The organism is Streptococcus sp. A22, from assembly GCF_043674215.1.
Classification (GTDB): Bacteria; Bacillota; Bacilli; order Lactobacillales; family Streptococcaceae; genus Streptococcus; species Streptococcus suis_V.
The window spans coordinates 20,794-37,065 of sequence record NZ_JBIMJQ010000006.1; the positions used below are offsets into that span (position 1 = coordinate 20,794).

Genomic DNA, 16,272 nt, shown 5'->3' on the forward strand with positions numbered 1-16,272 from the left:
CTCGATAGGGTGGTTGGTTTTTGCATGTTTTCAAAAGCTATAGTGAAACTGGGTGTTGATATAGTTAAAACTTATAACTATCTATAAAAAATACCAATTGGTCAGATTTCATTTTCTGTGTTAAGATAAATACAGTTCAAAAATTAAGGAGACTACTTTCTATGAAACTTAAAAAATTATTTACCTTTGCAGCAACAGCTGCCCTATCCATTGCGACACTTGCAGCATGTGCTCCAGCATCTGAATCAGGTTCAACTTCTTCAGATGCAGCGGAAACAACCTTGAAGGTTGGTATCATGACGCGCAATACTTACACGACTGATGTTTGGAACAAGGTTACGGAAAATGCTGCCAAAGAAGGTGTGAAGTTGGAGTTCACAGAATTCACAGACTATTCACAACCAAACAAGGCCTTGGCTGAGGGCGATGTGGATGTCAATGCCTTCCAACACATTTTCTTCTTGGATAACTGGAACACAGAAAACGGTGAAAACTTGCAGGTTGCGGGCTACACTCTTTACAGCCCAATTCGTTTCTACTCAGGTATCGCAGACGGTAAAGACAAGTATGCAGATGTCGAAGACCTTCCAGAAGGTGCTGAAATCGCAATTCCTAACGACCCAACAAACGGTAGCCGTGCCCTCTTCTTGCTTGAGTCACTTGGCTTGATCAAGTTGGAAGTTAAAGACGGTGACTTGGCATCACTTGCTGATATTACTGAAAATCCAAAAAATATCAAAATTACTGAATTGGATGCTAGCCAAACAGCTCGTTCATTGGAATCAGTTGACGGGGCAGTTATCAACAATAACTACGCTCAACAAGCAGGTATCGATACAGACACTGCCTTGTATATCGAGGAAAAAGGTCCAAATACAAAAGTTTGGTACAATGTTATCGCTGCTCAAGACAAGTGGGAAGAGTCAGATAAGGCTGACGCGATCAAAGCCCTTGTCAAAGCATACAACACTGATGAAGTTGGTAAGTTGATTGAGGACGGCTCTAAGAAAACAGATTTCCCAATCTGGAACGAAGCAGAATAAAAAGAATTAAACAACAGGATAGAGGCTGGGAGACCCCCAGCTTCTCTTCCTATTTTTGGAGGAGGTAGAAAAAATGGGACAGACAAATGAGCAGGCACAAATCGCAGCCTTCCAGGAAGACAAGATTGTCCAGGAGGGGATTGGGCATCTGAGAAAACTGATTAGTATGAAATCTATCTTTGCCCAGCAGATTGGTCTTTTGGAGGTTGCTACTTACCTCAAGAATTTGTTTGAAAGTGCAGGGGCAGAGGTTATCTTGGACCAGTCTCATACGGCTCCTTTTGTCATGGCTCGTTTTGCAGCGACGGTGCCCAATGCCAAGACCCTGATTTTCTACAACCACTATGACACAGTGCCGGCTGATAGTGACCAAATTTGGCTCAAGGGGCAACCCTTTGAACTGACAATGGACGAGACCCACATGTATGGCCGCGGGGTGGATGATGACAAGGGGCATATCACAGCTCGCCTATCCGCCCTTCAGAGCTATCAGGCTAAGAACGACGGTCAACTACCGGTCAATGTTATTTTCATCATGGAAGGTGCTGAAGAGTCGGCATCGGTTGATTTGGATAAGTATTTGGTCAAGTACAAGGACCAGTTATCAGGTGCAGACCTGCTCATCTGGGAACAAGGTCACCGAAATGCCCTCAATCAGCTAGAAATCGCCGGCGGAAACAAGGGAATCGTGACTTTCGATGTCTCTGTCCAATCGGCAGAGCTGGATATTCATTCGTCCTATGGCGGAGTGATTGACTCCGCTAGCTGGTATCTCTTGTCCGGCCTCCAGTCCCTCCGAAGTCCTGATGGTCGTGTCCTGGTGGATGGTCTCTATGACCAGGTTCAGGAGCCGAATGAGCAGGAGTTAGCCTTGGTAGAGGAGTTCGCCCTGACCAGTCCTGAAAATCTTACGGAGATTTACAGCTTGACCCTGCCAACACTCTTGGAAGAGCGAAAAGCATTTTTGAAACGCCTTTATTTTGAGCCGTCCATTACCATTGAGGGTCTTTCCACAGGCTATCTGGGCCAGGGAGTCAAGACCATTATTCCAGCCCAGGCTTCTGCCAAGATGGAGATTCGTCTGGTACCGGATTTGGATCCTCAGGATGTGCTGGACAAGGTCCGTAAACAGCTGGTGAAGAATGGCTTTGACAGGGTTCAGGTCGATTTCACCCTAGGTATCAAGAGCTACCGTAGCGACATGACTGCGCCAGCCATTGCAAAAGTTATCGAGTTAGCTAAAAAGTTGACGGTTGACGGGGTTTCGGTGTTGCCAACCTCGCCGGGGACAGGCCCTATGCATACGGTCTTTCATGCCCTGCAGGTGCCAATTGCTGGATTTGGACTGGGCAATGCCAATAGCCGAGACCATGCGGGCGATGAAAATGTAAAAATTGCTGACTATTATAGTCATGTTCAACTAATTGAGGAGTTAATAGCAAGTTATGAGTAAGGAAATGATTAAGCTAGATAATATCGATGTGACCTTTCATCAGAAAAAGCGCACGATTGAGGCGGTTAAGGATGTAACCATCCATATTAACCAAGGCGATATTTATGGAATTGTCGGCTATTCTGGGGCGGGGAAATCAACCCTGGTCCGTGTTATCAACCTCTTGCAGGTGCCGACAGCAGGTAAAATCACTATTGATGAAGATGTGATTTTTGAAGGTGATAAGGTTACGTTGACACCAGCCCAACTGCGAATCAAACGCCGTGAAATTGGGATGATTTTCCAGCATTTCAATCTGATGGCCCAGATGACTGCTGCGGAAAATGTGGCTTTTGCCCTCAAGCATTCTGGCTTGACCAAGGAAGAAAAGGCAACCAAGGTTGCCAAGCTCTTGGACCTGGTTGGTTTGGCGGACCGAGCAGAAAACTATCCGTCTCAACTTTCAGGTGGCCAAAAGCAGCGGGTCGCTATTGCGCGTGCCCTTGCCAATGATCCCAAAATCTTGATCTCTGACGAGTCAACCTCTGCCTTGGATCCCAAAACAACCAAGCAGATTCTGGCTCTCTTGCAAGAACTCAATGAGAAATTGGGCTTGACCATTGTCATGATTACCCATGAGATGCAGATTGTTAAAGACATTTGCAACCGGGTGGCGGTGATGCAGGATGGTCAGTTGATTGAGGAAGGGTCTGTTCTTGAGATTTTCTCACATCCTAAGCAGGAATTGACCCAGGACTTTATCAAAACAGCAACAGGAATCGATGAAGCACTGGTCAAAATTTACCAGCAGGGGATTGTGCAAAATCTGCCGGAAGACAGTCTTCTGGTCCAACTCAAGTATTCGGGTGCCAGCACGGATACGGCTATTGTCAATGATTTGTATAAGATGTACCAGGTGACATCCAATATTCTTTACGGAAATATTGAGATTTTGGACCACACGCCAGTGGGTGAGCTAGTCGTTATCTTATCAGGTGAACCTGCCCAATTGCACCATGCCTTGGAGGCTGTGGCAGAGGCACAGGTAGAAGTGACTGTTTTGAAGGGAGCGTAAGATGAATCAGTGGATTGAAACAACATTTGAAAATGTGATAAAAATGGGCTGGGATACGCCTTACGGTTGGTTGCCAGCCATTCAGGCGACCATTTATATGACCTTCTGGTCCTTTATCTTTGGAGGCCTTTTGGGCTTGGTCGGAGGTCTTCTTTTGGTATTGACAGGCCCTCGTGGCATTTTGGAAAACAAGTATGCGTTCTGGATTTTGGACAAGGTGGCCTCTCTTTTTCGGGCGGTTCCCTTTATCATCCTTTTGGCTGTCCTCAACCCTGTAACCCGTGCGATTGTAGGAACAGGTATCGGTCTCAAAGCTGCCTTGGTCCCTCTGTCCCTGTCTGTATTTCCATTCTATGCCCGTCAGGTTCAGGTTGTCTTGTCAGAGTTGGACCGGGGTGTGATTGAGGCAGCCCAGTCAGTAGGAGCCACTATTCCTGATATTATCAAGGTTTACCTACGCGAAGGTCTGCCAGACTTGATTCGTGTAACAACCCTGACTCTGATTTCCCTGGTTGGTTACACCGCTATGGCAGGTGCCATTGGTTCCGGTGGCCTAGGTAACGTCGCTATTTCCTATGGTTATAACCGTTCGGATGATGATGTAACCTTGGTTGCGACACTCCTCATCTTGATCATGATCTTCTTCATCCAGTTTGTCGGAGATTTTGTGACCAAGAAAATCAACCATCGTTAATAGACAGAAAACAAAGATGTCGGCTAATGGTTGATATATCTTTGTTTTTTTCATATCATAAATAAAAAAGAGGTGAATAGTATGGAATTTGAAAAATTAGTGCGGGGTGAGCCGGGGCAATATGTGGCATCCAGCGGTGCCATTAAAGAATTGCCAGCAAGATTGGTAATCTTCAAGCAGCCGGTCATTGTGACAGGGCAGAAATCCTATGCGGCCTTTGTCAAACACGGTGGCAATCAACCCAATTGGCCGGTGCTCTTCTATGACCAGACAGCCAGTCATGAAGATATGAATCGCTTGGCAGAAAAGGCTAAAAGTCTAGGTGCAGATGTCTTGATTGGCGTAGGTGGCGGCAAGGTCATGGATACGACCAAGGGGATAGCCGACCGTCTGGGTATTGAGGCGGTTTTTGTACCGACCCTGGTTTCTACCTGTGCCTGCTCGACCCCGCTCTTGGTGGCCTATCATCCAGACCATACCTTCAAGTCTATTGATTACTGCCAACGGTCGGGTTTTATGACGGTGGTGGATTATGACCTGCTATTGGATTCGCCACGGGAGTTTTTCATTTCAGGCATTTCGGATACCCTGGCTAAATGGTATGAGCTGGAGGCGATTCACAGAGGGAAAAATCGTGCGGACCTACCTGCCCTTGTTCAACTGGCGCTAGCGACAGCCAAGGTCTCGCTGGATATTTTACTTCAGGACACGGAGACAGCTGTTGCGGATTTTGACCAGAACAAACTTAGTCCAGCCTTTCAGCGGATTGTGGATACGACCTTTGCCATTGCGGCTAATGTCGGCTGTCAGACCAGCGACTATGTATCGGGGGCTCACGCTCTTCATAATGGATTGACCCTGCTCCATGAAACCCACTGCATTGCCCACGGACTCAAGGTTTCTTATGGGATTTTGGTGCAATTATGCCTGACGGGTGACAGGGATGAGGTCAGAAAACTCCTGCCTTTTTACCAAAAGAACGGCTATATCTATTCTTGGAAACAGCTGGGTGTGACGGAGGATAGGGCAGCTGCTATGCAAAAGGTGGCTGAGTTTGCGACCTCTAGCAAGGAAAGCTACATCAATATCGATCAGAATATTCAAACTCAGGATGTGGTTAAGGCCATGTTGACCTTGGAAAGTCTGGTGGAGGAAGTCTATGGCTAGAAAAATCGGTATCATAGGTCTGGGCCATGTCGGAGCCACCCTCCTGCATGATTTGGTGGCAGGCAATCTCTTTGACGACTATGTCCTGATTGACAAGAATGAAGAGAAACTTGCGGCAGATATTCTGGATATGGAGGACCGTGTGGCCAATACGGGGCAGTCTGCCACTTTCATTGCCAATGATTACAGTGCTCTATCGGACGCAGATATTATCGTGTCGAGCCTTGGGAAAATCAGTCTCCAGGCCAATGCGACCAATAGCCGCTTTGCGGAACTGCCTTTCACTAGTCAAGAGGTCAAGGAAGTCTCGAGCAAGTTGGTTGCTTCAGGTTTTTCTGGTATTTTGATTGTCATTACGAATCCCGTCGATGTCATCAGTCAGCTCTATCAGACCTATACTGGTTTTCCTCGCAATCGGGTGATTGGCACAGGTACCTTACTAGATACGGCCCGGATGAAACGTGCGGTGGGGCATCGATTTGGGGTCTCTCCGACGGCCATCTCAGGCTACAATCTAGGTGAGCATGGCAATTCCCAATTCACTGCATGGAGCCAAGTGGTGGTGGCGGGTCAGCCTATTCAGGCACTTTTGCTCAAGAAAGAGCTGGACCAGCTGGCAGAGGAGGCGCGCATGGGCGGACACACCGTCTTTTTCGGCAAGGGCTATACCAATTTTGCCATCGCAGCGGCGGCCAAACGCTTGGTTGAGGCGGTTTTGGGCAATAGCAGAGCAGTGCTACCGGTTTCTCATTACCAGCAAGAGTACGGGGTTTATCTAGGTTATCCAGCAGTTATCGGCAAAGCGGGCATTGTAGACAGGGTGCCACTAGACTTGACCCAGGAGGGATGTGACCTCCTAGCAGCATCTGCAAAGCAAATCAGTAGTCGAGTAGAGATTGCCCAGACAGGAGACTGGGATAGCTTGAGTTTGTGATATGGTAGTAGACAAAGCCCAGCAAATCTGCTATACTATTCAACAAGAAAGAAGGTTGTTTCAGCATCTTTGTTTAGCGAGCTTGGGAGAGTGGGAGCCGAGCCGGGGTGGAAATAATTGGCGCTTTCAGTGAAAAATTATATAAAATGAAGTAATAAATTAGGGTGGAACCGCGTTCTCAACGCCCCTATGTCGCAAGGCAGGGGGGAGAGAAGGTGGTTCTTTTTCGCACCTGTACATCTTTCGGTTTATCTTTTACTACGTCGACGAATGATGAAACTCCGTTTCTTCATTACCAACCTCAAACAATTGTTATTGTTTGAGCTCGCTTTGCCGTACTCCAGTACAGCCTGCAGCTCGTTGTCTAGTACTAAAAGCAAACTAAAAGATGGTATTTAAAGAAAGAGGATTTTATGTCAAAAATTTCACCTAGACATTGTCAGTAGCCTCCTTTCTCCGTCAGTCAGGCTGACAAACGGAAGTCGCTAGGGCGAACTTCCTAGCCTATGCACTAGTTCCGGTTCTTAAAAAAATGTCGTTTTAAGAACTGGAACGTCACCAAATCATCTAATAGAAAGAAGAACAATATGTCAAAAAAGCTTACTTTTCAAGAAATTATCTTGACCTTACAACAATTTTGGAATGAGCAGGGGTGCTTGCTCATGCAAGCCTATGATACGGAGAAGGGTGCGGGTACCATGAGCCCATACACATTCTTGCGTGCTATCGGGCCTGAGCCTTGGAATGCGGCTTATGTGGAGCCTTCTCGTCGTCCTGCTGATGGTCGTTACGGGGAAAACCCAAACCGTCTCTACCAACACCATCAATTCCAAGTAGTTATGAAACCATCTCCATCTAATATCCAAGAACTCTACTTGGAGTCTTTGGAGCGTTTGGGCATCAATCCTTTGGAACATGACATTCGTTTCGTTGAGGATAACTGGGAAAACCCTTCAACAGGCTCAGCTGGTCTTGGCTGGGAAGTTTGGTTGGATGGTATGGAAATCACGCAGTTTACCTACTTCCAACAGGTCGGTGGCTTGGCGACAGGTCCTGTCACAGCCGAAGTAACCTATGGTTTGGAGCGTTTGGCTTCCTATATCCAAGAGGTTGACTCCGTTTACGATATCGAATGGGCTGACGGTGTTAAATACGGTGAAATCTTTATCCAGCCAGAGTATGAGCATTCAAAATATTCCTTTGAAGTATCCGACCAAGACATGCTCCTTGAAAACTTCACTAAGTTTGAGAAAGAAGCAGAGCGGGCTTTGGAAGAGGGCTTGGTTCACCCAGCCTTTGACTATGTGCTCAAATGTTCTCATACCTTTAACCTGCTCGATGCCCGTGGAGCTGTGTCTGTAACCGAGCGTGCAGGCTATATCGCCCGTATCCGTAACCTTGCCCGTGTCGTTGCCAAAACCTTTGTGGCAGAGCGCAAGAAACTTGGCTTCCCACTTTTGGATGAAGCAACACGAGCAGAATTGTTGAAGGAGGACGCAGAATAATGACAAAGAATTTACTTGTTGAACTTGGCTTGGAAGAAATCCCTGCCTACATCGTAACCCCAGCCATGCACCAGTTGCGTGACCGCATGGCGACTTTTTTGACAGACAATCGCTTGGCTTTTGACAGCATTGATGTTTTTTCAACGCCACGCCGTTTGGCTGTTCGTGTGCGTGGTTTGGCAGACCAGCAGACGGATCTTACAGAAGATTTCAAGGGTCCTGCTAAGAAGATTGCCTTGGATGCAGATGGGAACTTCACCAAGGCGGCTGAGGGCTTTGTCCGTGGCAAAGGCTTGACGACAGCTGACATCGAGTTTCGCGAGATCAAGGGCGAAGAGTATGTCTATGTGACCAAGCATGAAGCGGGTCAGCCAGCAAAGGCAGTCTTGGCGGGCATTCCAGAGGTCTTGAAGGCTATGACCTTCCCTGTCAGCATGAACTGGGCGTCCAACAAATTCGCCTACATCCGTCCTGTCCACACCTTGACCGTTCTCTTGGACGATGAAGCATTGAATATGGATTTCTTGGACATTAGATCAGCTCGCATCAGCCGTGGTCATCGTTTCCTTGGAAATGAAACTGAGATTGCAAGTGCAGATTCTTACGAGGCTGACTTGCGTGCACAGTTTGTTATTACAGACCCTGCAGAGCGTCAAAATATGATCGTCGAGCAAATCCAGGCTATCGAGGACAAACACAATGTGACAGTTGAGATTGATGAAGATTTGCTCAATGAAGTTCTCAACTTGGTCGAGTATCCAACTGCCTTTATGGGTTCCTTTGACACCAAATACCTAGAAGTGCCAGAGGAAGTCTTGGTAACTTCTATGAAAAATCACCAACGTTACTTCGTGGTGCGTGATAAATCTGGCAAGCTTTTGCCAAACTTCATCTCCGTCCGCAACGGTAACGACCAACACCTTGACAATGTTATCAAAGGAAATGAAAAAGTCTTGGTGGCTCGTTTGGAAGATGGCGAATTCTTCTGGCGTGAAGACCAAAAACTCAAGATTGCTGACTTGGTGGACCGTCTTAAAGTCGTAACCTTCCATGAGAAAATTGGCTCACTTTACGAGCACATGGAACGCACCAAAGTTATCGCAGAAAAACTGGCTGACCTGGCAGGCTTGTCTGCGGATGAAAAAGCAGATGTGACGCGTGCGGCAGACATCTACAAGTTTGACCTCTTGACAGGCATGGTCGGCGAGTTTGATGAATTGCAAGGGATTATGGGTGAGAAGTATGCCCTTCTTGCAGGGGAAAAACCTGCGGTGGCAGCAGCAATCCGTGAGCACTACTTGCCAAACTCAGCAGAAGGCGAATTGCCTGAGAGCAAGGTCGGTGCGGTCTTGGCACTGGCTGACAAATTTGATACCCTCCTATCTTTCTTCTCAGTAGGCTTGATTCCTTCTGGCTCAAACGACCCTTACGCTCTTCGTCGTGCAACACAGGGTATCGTGCGGATCTTGGAAGCCTTTGGTTGGGAAATTCCATTGGATCAGCTGATTGCGGAGCTCTACAGCTTGAACTTTGCTAGCTTGACCTATGACAACCAGCCAGCTGTTATGGACTTTATCCGTGCCCGTGTAGAGAAAATGATGGATAAGGCTATTCCGAAAGACATCCGTGAGGCTGTACTGGCCAGCTCAACCTTTGTCGTTAGACTGCAACTGGCAGCCAGCTCTGCTATTTTCCAAAAATCAAAAGAGGCTGACTACAAGGAAGCCGTGGAAAACTTGTCACGGGTCTTCAACTTGGCTGAAAAGGCGGAGGCGACTGCGATTGACAAGGCCCTCTTTGAAAATGAGCAGGAGAAAGCCCTTGCTGCAGCAGTGGCAGGCTTGGAATTGACGGAAGACATGGCGGGCAACTTGGACAAGCTCTTTGCTCTCAGCCCAGTCATCGCAGCCTTCTTCGACAATACCATGGTCATGGTAGACGACGCGGCGGTTAAAGCCAACCGTTTGGCTTTATTGAAAGCCTTGGCGGATAAGGCTGCTGTAGTAGCAGTCTTCAATCTCTTGAACAGTAAGTAGGAGGCAAAAATGGAACAAGCAAAAATCGATCGCATCAATGAATTGGCCCGAAAGAAAAAGGCGGAAGGCTTGACAGAAGCGGAGTTGCAGGAACAGGCGGCTCTTCGTGAGGAGTACATCGAGGGCTACCGCCGTAGTGTGCGTGCCCATGTTGAAGGTATCAAGGTTGTCGATGAAGACGGCAATGATGTGACACCTGAGAAACTCCGCCAAGTCCAACGTGAAAAGGGCTTGCATGGCCGTAGTTTGGATGATCCTAATTCCTAAGACAAAGAAAAGGCTTGAGTTTCGGCTCAAGTCTTTTGCTATATATAATTCAATTCCTTCGGCAGGGCGACGGTTTCTTGCCCCTCTTTATCGAATACCAATACTGTTGACGGGAAGAAGGGGTCGAATTTGTTTTGGAAATCAATGGTGAGAACCTCTTTATAGCCTTCCTGTGAAAAGGTAATGCTGAGTTTGCCCTTGCGATTTTTCAGGGAGAAACGCAGAACCTTTTTCAAGGGTAGGACTCCTTTTAAATAATTATCAATGATAAACCAAAAATGGTCAATCACTTCGCCAGGAAGGGAAGTGACGACGCCGAAGCTGGCATAGCGCCCTTTTGTCTCTTGAAATGCCATAGTGACCTCCTCTCAGGTAAGAAAAAAGCCTGCAAAACAGGATTTTCTTTATGAATGACTTTATCGATTTCGCAGTTCTAAATAGCGTTTGTACCAAATATTGACATAGGCTGGAGAGAAGGGACCACGCTGATTGTTGATCCAGTCTACCAGGATTTTGACATTTTCCTTCAAGATATAGTCAATATCCGTCGAATAATTCATCGATTTCCGGTGGCGCTCGTACTCATCTACATCCAGCAATCGCTTTTCTCCATCCGCAAAGACTTTTACGTCTAGGTCATAGTCGATGTACTTCAAAGCCTCATTGTCTAGGACATAGGGGCTGGCAAGGTTGCAGTAGTAAGAAACCCCGTTCTCTCGAATCATGGCGATGATATTGAACCAATATTTTTTATGGAAATAGACAATAGCAGGTTCTCTTGTCACCCAACGTCGACCATCATTTTCAGTGACTAATGTATGATTATTGACTCCAATGATGGCATTTTCTGTTGTTTTTAGTACCATGGTGTCACGCCAGGCGCGATGAATTTCACCATCATGTTTATAACTTTGAATTGTAATAAAGTCGCCTTCTTTTGGTAATTTCACCTTGTTACCAACTTTCTACTATTACAATTTATCTTGACTATTATATCATATTTTTGGCACTTGGGCGAAATTTTTGTCATAGATAGTCGCGTAAAGCCGAACGAATGTCACCGTAATCATAGCCTTTTCGGGCCAGGGCTTGGGTCAGACGTTGTTGAAGCTCATAGCCTTCATATTTTCGGCTATATTTGCGGTATTGCTTGTCCAGTTCTTTTTCCAACAAATCGGCTTCTGCCTCCTCATCACTGTCCAAGTCCAAGTTAGCTACCACGCTTTTGGCCAGTCCATAGGAGAATCCCTTAGTCACCAGTCCTTGGGCAATCTTATCCTGCAGGGCGCGGAGAGGCAATTTGTGGCCATATTTTCGTAGAATCTTGTCTCCAACCTTTGCCGCTAGCTCAGAAAAGTCTGTATCTGTCAGTGCCTGGTCAATCAGGGATTTTTCAAGACCCTTGAGCTGCAATTTTTGCCGAAGGACAGCTGGCCCCTTGTCCCCGTTCAAGCTATTCTGCCGAACAAAAGTTTCCGCATAGGCTAGGTCGTTGACCCAGTTTTCCTCCTCTAGATTGCGCAAAATCGCTGGGATGGTGTTCTCATCAATTTCGTACTTTCGCAGATAGTCAGCCACTTCCTTCTTGGTCCGCTGCTTAAAGGAAATAAAATAAAGAGCCAGGTTTTTCCCATAAGAAAATTGGGCAAAGTCCCGAATCTCCGCCAACTCCTGTTCAGAAATTTCCTTGTCCTTGGTCAGCATAAAGCGTACAATGGTGTCCTCAGTGATATAGAGCTTATCTGAACTATCCAGCTCCAGCAAATAGAGCCTTTTTTTCTTTTCAATCTTTGTTACTCTCATTCTTTCATTATACAGGAATTTTCGGTAAAATAGAAACATGAATCTACAAGTAAACCAACGAATTCCTCTAAAAATCAAGCGCATGGGCATTAACGGCGAAGGTATCGGTTTTTACCAGAAAACTCTCGTTTTTGTCCCTGGCGCTCTCAAGGGAGAAGAGATTTATTGTCAAATTACCGATGTCAAGCGGAATTTTGTCCAGGCCAAGCTTCTGAAAATCAATAAAGAGTCCAAGTTTCGTGTCCAGCCAGCTTGCGAGATTTACCAGGCCTGTGGTGGTTGCCAGATTATGCACCTCCGCTATGACAAGCAGCTGGACTTCAAGCAAGATTTGCTGCTACAAGCCCTGAAAAAATTCAAACCAGCAGGCTATGAACATTTTGACATCCGTCCGACCATCGGCATGGACCAGCCCACCCACTACCGAGCAAAACTGCAGTTCCAGACCCGCTCCTTTAAGGGCAAGGTGACTGCTGGGCTCTACGCAGAAGGTAGCCACCGCTTGATTGGGATTACAGATTGTCTAGTCCAAGATGAAGAAACCCAGACCATTATCAATGCCGTGTCAGACTTACTGACTAAGCATCGGATTCCTATTTACAATGAGCGAAGAGAGCAGGGGATTCGGACGGTGATGGTTCGCAGGGCCCGCCAGACTGGCCAGGTGCAGCTGATTTTCGTCACCTCTTGCCAGGTCAATTTGACGCGATTGATTGAGCAATTGACGAAGCAATTTCCTGCCATTGTCACCGTTGCCCTCAACTGGAACCAGTCCAAATCCAGCGAGATTTACGGGGAACGGACGGAGATTTTATGGGGACAAGAAGCCATTTCCGAGGCTGTTTTGGACTATGAATTTTCACTGTCACCTCGGGCATTTTACCAGCTAAACCCGCAGCAGACGGAAGTTCTCTATGGCGAGGCTGTCAAGGCGCTGGATATTGATGGGACGGAGCATCTGATTGATGCCTACTGTGGCGTCGGAACCATTGGCTTTGCCTTTGCAAGAAAGGTTCAGTCGGTTCGGGGAATGGATATTATTCCGGAAGCTATTCAAGATGCTAGAAAAAATGCTGAACGTCTGGGACTGAAAAATACCCACTATGAGGCGGGCAAGGCAGAAGATATTATTCCTAAATGGTACCAGGACGGCTATCGGGCAGATGCTTTGGTAGTGGATCCTCCTCGAACAGGTCTGGATGATAAGTTGCTGGACACCATTTTACACTACAAGCCAGCTAAGATGGTCTATGTCTCGTGCAACGTGTCGACACTGGCACGGGATTTGGCAAAATTGGCCAAGGTTTATGATGTAGAATACATCCAGTCCGTTGATATGTTCCCACATACTGCACGGACAGAAGCGGTGGTTAAGTTGTCCAAACGAGATATCAACCATCATATTGATCTTGAAATCACTGAAGATGACCTCAAAGACATTTCTGTCAAGAAGGAAGCCACTTATTCAGAAATCAAAGATTATGTCTTTAGAAAATTTGAATTAAAAGTATCTACTCTTAACATTGCTCAAGTTAAAAGGAAACTTGGGATAACTGAGCGAGAGAACTATAATCACTCTAAGAAAGAAAATCAAAGAGTTCCAAATTGTCCGCCCAAAAAAGAACAAGCTATCATCGATGCCTTAAGTTGGTTTAGAATGATTGAGTAATTAAATAAATTAAAAAGTGCAGAATTGCTCTGCACTTTTTAACGTTCATAATCATTTGTATTGCGATTTTTACTTATTTGTTTTTGGTGTAACTTTTTGTGTTTTTCGATGCGTTCAAATACTTTTTTCTTATCATTTTCTGTGAGATATTTTTGAAAATCGTCGTAAAAGTTTATTGCAGGTTGGACGTCTTTCAATAGTGAATCCATTTTTTTCTCAGCTTCTTTTTGTTCAGCAATGCGTACTGACCTCTCATGTTGAAGCTGCTCCCTGGCTCTTTTTAATTCGCCTGTCAACTGGCTAATTTTCTGTTTCAATCCTTTGACTATACTATTGTTAAAGACTTTATCAATAAAATCGTCTAAAATTTGTTTCATAGGTTTAGTATTTGCTTGATATAACATTTTTTCAAAAATTTTCAAAGGTACAACAGCGAATTTTTCTTTTTTTCCAATTAGTCCACGTTCTTCCACTTTAAAATCTTTTGTAAATAGGTAATTCTTATCCTCTTTAATTCCAATATCCTTTAATAATTGTTCGTTGATAGCATTTACAGCTTCTTCCTGTGCCAATAACAATTCAACTTTGCCAACTTTTGCTTCAAACATCTTATCTAACTTATTAACTGACTCTTGCTTTAAATGAATGGTGTTATCAAATTGTTCAATTGATTGTGTTTTTCTATCAATCTCTTTTTCAAGTGTATTCAACTTCTCTTTCTTTTTTGCAAATTCTTTTTCTACTTTTGAGACCTCAGAAGTGATTTCAGCTTTAATCTCATTCAATTTCTTTTCTTTTTCTGCTTCAAGTTTAGCCATCATTTCTTTGTACTCACGCATATCTTTAATATTATTCGTACCTACTTGCTTACGTTCAACTGCCATTTCTTTCAACAAGCCCTCTAGGACTTTAATTTCGTTGTTGCGAAAAGCCATCAGCTGAAATTTTCCTTTTTCCGTAAATCCCTCTTGCTTCAATGCTTTTGAAAAGCTGGGCTGTTTAGAAAGACCATTTTTGTAACCAGTTGCGACAGGAACTACATTTAGATGTAAATGCGGAGCACCTTTTTCATCAAGATGCACTACTGCATTATAAACACGAAAATGTGGATGACGTTTTTCGAAATCTTGCGCATATTTAGCTAAATATGACCCAATGTTGAGTTTATATCCTTCTGGTAATTCATCCCAATCCGCTTTTGATCCAATACCAATGATAAACTCTCTCTGTTGATCTAAGGTATCAAGTTTACCAACATGTTTATAATAATCCTTAATTTCTCGATCTTTTCTTTTCTGCTTTTCATTATATTCCTTTAAAGCAGGTCCAAATTCCTTTTCATATAGCTCTCGAATATCTAATTGTTTCACTACAATATTTTGGTGACTTTTATTTCTAAGAATGTGTGAATGTTCTGGACTCTTCCATTCTTTTTCCGTTAAATCTCGATTATTATGTCGAATGTTTGTCATTCTCGGATTTGTTTTAAATGAAATAGTTAAGCTAGGCATTCCTATTGCTCCTTATTACTTATTTACTATGAGTATGCCAAAAAACCGAATTTAAAAAATTCGAGCATTAATTTGTTGATGAATATTCTAGAATCATGTAATTAATTATTAATGTCATATTATTGAGCATAGAAATTTGTGGGAATAATTGATATGGCAATGGCTAATGAATAAGTCTAGAGTTGAAAATTGTGTGGATTATTTAAGTAATCCATATGTAAACAAATAATGGTTTTGTATAGTTAACTATTTTAGATGTAATTTTGGATAAATAAAAAAGACCACGTTCTCTAAAATAAAGGGTAAATAAAGAAGACCATATTTTCTAAAATAATGGGTAGATAAAGGAGACCATATTTTCTAAAATAAAGGGTAAATAAAGGAGACCATATTTTCTAAAATAATGGGTAGATAAAGGAGACCATATTTTCTAAAATAATGGGTAGATAAAGGAGACCATATTTTCTAAAATAATGGGTGGATAAAGAAGACGACGTTCTCTAAAATAATGGGTAGATAAAGAAGATCATATTCTATAAAAAATGGGTAAATAAAGAAGCCCATGTTTTCAAAAATAGCGGACCAATAAAGTAATCCATCCTTTAACAGATAATGGTTTTATAAAGTTACCCATTATTACTTAAAAAATGGATAGATAAATGACCCCATTATTTTTGTAGAAAAGGGATTATTTAAGATTGGTATCTTAATTTCTAAATTATCAATATCTTAAAATTTTGTGTTATGATTACTCGAATAGCGAGCAACGGCGAGGCGCTCCGCTATTCCTCGCCAAATAAATTAGACTCAATGATTTTCATTAAAAAAATTTGAGAAGCAAGTAACAGAGGTTTTTGTTACTTTTTGTCAAAAAGTAACGTTTTTGTAGTTTTGACAACCCTACGGTTCATCAAAACTACAAACGCTCTGCCGAGGGCTATGGGTTGCACCCCTTTTTTGACCCTCACGGTTCAAAAAATTCACTGCTTTTTCGGCCCACAAAAGTGGCCTCGAAAAAATCGGCGCGAACTACGCACCGAAAAAATTGCTTCACGCAATTTTTGCTTGCCCATCTTTTGCTGATAATTTCAGCTGCGCTAAAATTATCAGCAAAAAATGGTCTTCGCCCGTCGCAC

Annotated in this window: 13 protein-coding genes and 1 pseudogene; 10 read left to right on the forward strand and 4 right to left on the reverse strand. The window is 44.2% G+C overall.

From position 1 onward, the window contains the following. Positions 1-161 precede the first annotated feature (161 nt). The 9 genes from ACHBHN_RS03605 to ACHBHN_RS03645 all read left to right on the forward strand — a co-directional run bounded on the left by ACHBHN_RS03605 (position 162) and on the right by ACHBHN_RS03645 (position 10,153). On the forward strand, positions 162-1,043 hold the full coding sequence (locus ACHBHN_RS03605) for a MetQ/NlpA family ABC transporter substrate-binding protein (RefSeq protein ID WP_394732256.1): 882 nt from the start codon (positions 162-164) through the stop codon (positions 1,041-1,043). A 73-nt stretch (positions 1,044-1,116) separates the two neighbouring features. Continuing rightward, positions 1,117-2,496, forward strand: coding sequence for a M20/M25/M40 family metallo-hydrolase (locus tag ACHBHN_RS03610; RefSeq protein WP_394733620.1), 1,380 nt, complete (start codon positions 1,117-1,119; stop codon positions 2,494-2,496). Then, entirely contained in the window at positions 2,489-3,550 is a 1,062-nt protein-coding gene (locus ACHBHN_RS03615) for a methionine ABC transporter ATP-binding protein (protein ID WP_105122482.1), read from the forward strand. The genes ACHBHN_RS03610 and ACHBHN_RS03615 overlap by 8 nt, the downstream gene beginning before the upstream one ends. A gap of 1 nt (position 3,551) precedes the next feature. Then, positions 3,552-4,244 (forward strand): methionine ABC transporter permease, encoded by a 693-nt coding sequence (locus ACHBHN_RS03620; RefSeq protein WP_105110886.1) that lies wholly within the window; start codon positions 3,552-3,554, stop codon positions 4,242-4,244. Between the two features lie 81 nt (positions 4,245-4,325). After that, positions 4,326-5,411: an iron-containing alcohol dehydrogenase family protein gene (locus tag ACHBHN_RS03625; protein WP_105122483.1), complete on the forward strand. Its 1,086-nt coding sequence runs from the start codon at positions 4,326-4,328 to the stop codon at positions 5,409-5,411. Beyond that, positions 5,404-6,345, forward strand: a complete 942-nt coding sequence (locus ACHBHN_RS03630; RefSeq protein WP_394733621.1) for an L-lactate dehydrogenase — start codon at positions 5,404-5,406, stop codon at positions 6,343-6,345. The genes ACHBHN_RS03625 and ACHBHN_RS03630 overlap by 8 nt, the downstream gene beginning before the upstream one ends. A gap of 587 nt (positions 6,346-6,932) precedes the next feature. Next, complete coding sequence (gene glyQ, locus ACHBHN_RS03635) at positions 6,933-7,850, forward strand: glycine--tRNA ligase subunit alpha (protein ID WP_002939388.1); 918 nt, start codon at positions 6,933-6,935, stop codon at positions 7,848-7,850. Further along, positions 7,850-9,886 (forward strand): glycine--tRNA ligase subunit beta, encoded by a 2,037-nt coding sequence (glyS, locus tag ACHBHN_RS03640; protein ID WP_394733622.1) that lies wholly within the window; start codon positions 7,850-7,852, stop codon positions 9,884-9,886. Before glyQ ends, glyS begins: the two co-directional genes overlap by 1 nt. A gap of 9 nt (positions 9,887-9,895) precedes the next feature. Beyond that, positions 9,896-10,153, forward strand: a complete 258-nt coding sequence (locus ACHBHN_RS03645; protein WP_099833091.1) for a DUF896 family protein — start codon at positions 9,896-9,898, stop codon at positions 10,151-10,153. A 38-nt stretch (positions 10,154-10,191) separates the two neighbouring features. Here the strand turns inward: ACHBHN_RS03645 and ACHBHN_RS03650 are convergent, their stop codons facing one another. The 3 genes from ACHBHN_RS03650 to recX form a co-directional block, all read right to left on the reverse strand. Further along, positions 10,192-10,509, reverse strand: a complete 318-nt coding sequence (locus ACHBHN_RS03650; protein ID WP_105122486.1) for a DUF960 domain-containing protein — start codon at positions 10,507-10,509, stop codon at positions 10,192-10,194. 60 nt (positions 10,510-10,569) lie between these two features. After that, entirely contained in the window at positions 10,570-11,103 is a 534-nt protein-coding gene (locus tag ACHBHN_RS03655; protein WP_105110663.1) for a DUF402 domain-containing protein, read from the reverse strand. 76 nt (positions 11,104-11,179) lie between these two features. Further along, complete coding sequence (gene recX, locus ACHBHN_RS03660) at positions 11,180-11,956, reverse strand: recombination regulator RecX (RefSeq protein WP_394733623.1); 777 nt, start codon at positions 11,954-11,956, stop codon at positions 11,180-11,182. A 37-nt stretch (positions 11,957-11,993) separates the two neighbouring features. Here recX and rlmD point away from each other — a divergent pair. Then, a pseudogene (rlmD, locus tag ACHBHN_RS03665) lies at positions 11,994-13,343 on the forward strand (23S rRNA (uracil(1939)-C(5))-methyltransferase RlmD); the annotation flags it as partial. Between the two features lie 320 nt (positions 13,344-13,663). On the opposite strand, the gene ACHBHN_RS03670 reads toward rlmD, so the two are convergent. Next, complete coding sequence (locus ACHBHN_RS03670; protein WP_394733624.1) at positions 13,664-15,136, reverse strand: plasmid recombination protein; 1,473 nt, start codon at positions 15,134-15,136, stop codon at positions 13,664-13,666. Positions 15,137-16,272 lie beyond the last annotated feature (1,136 nt).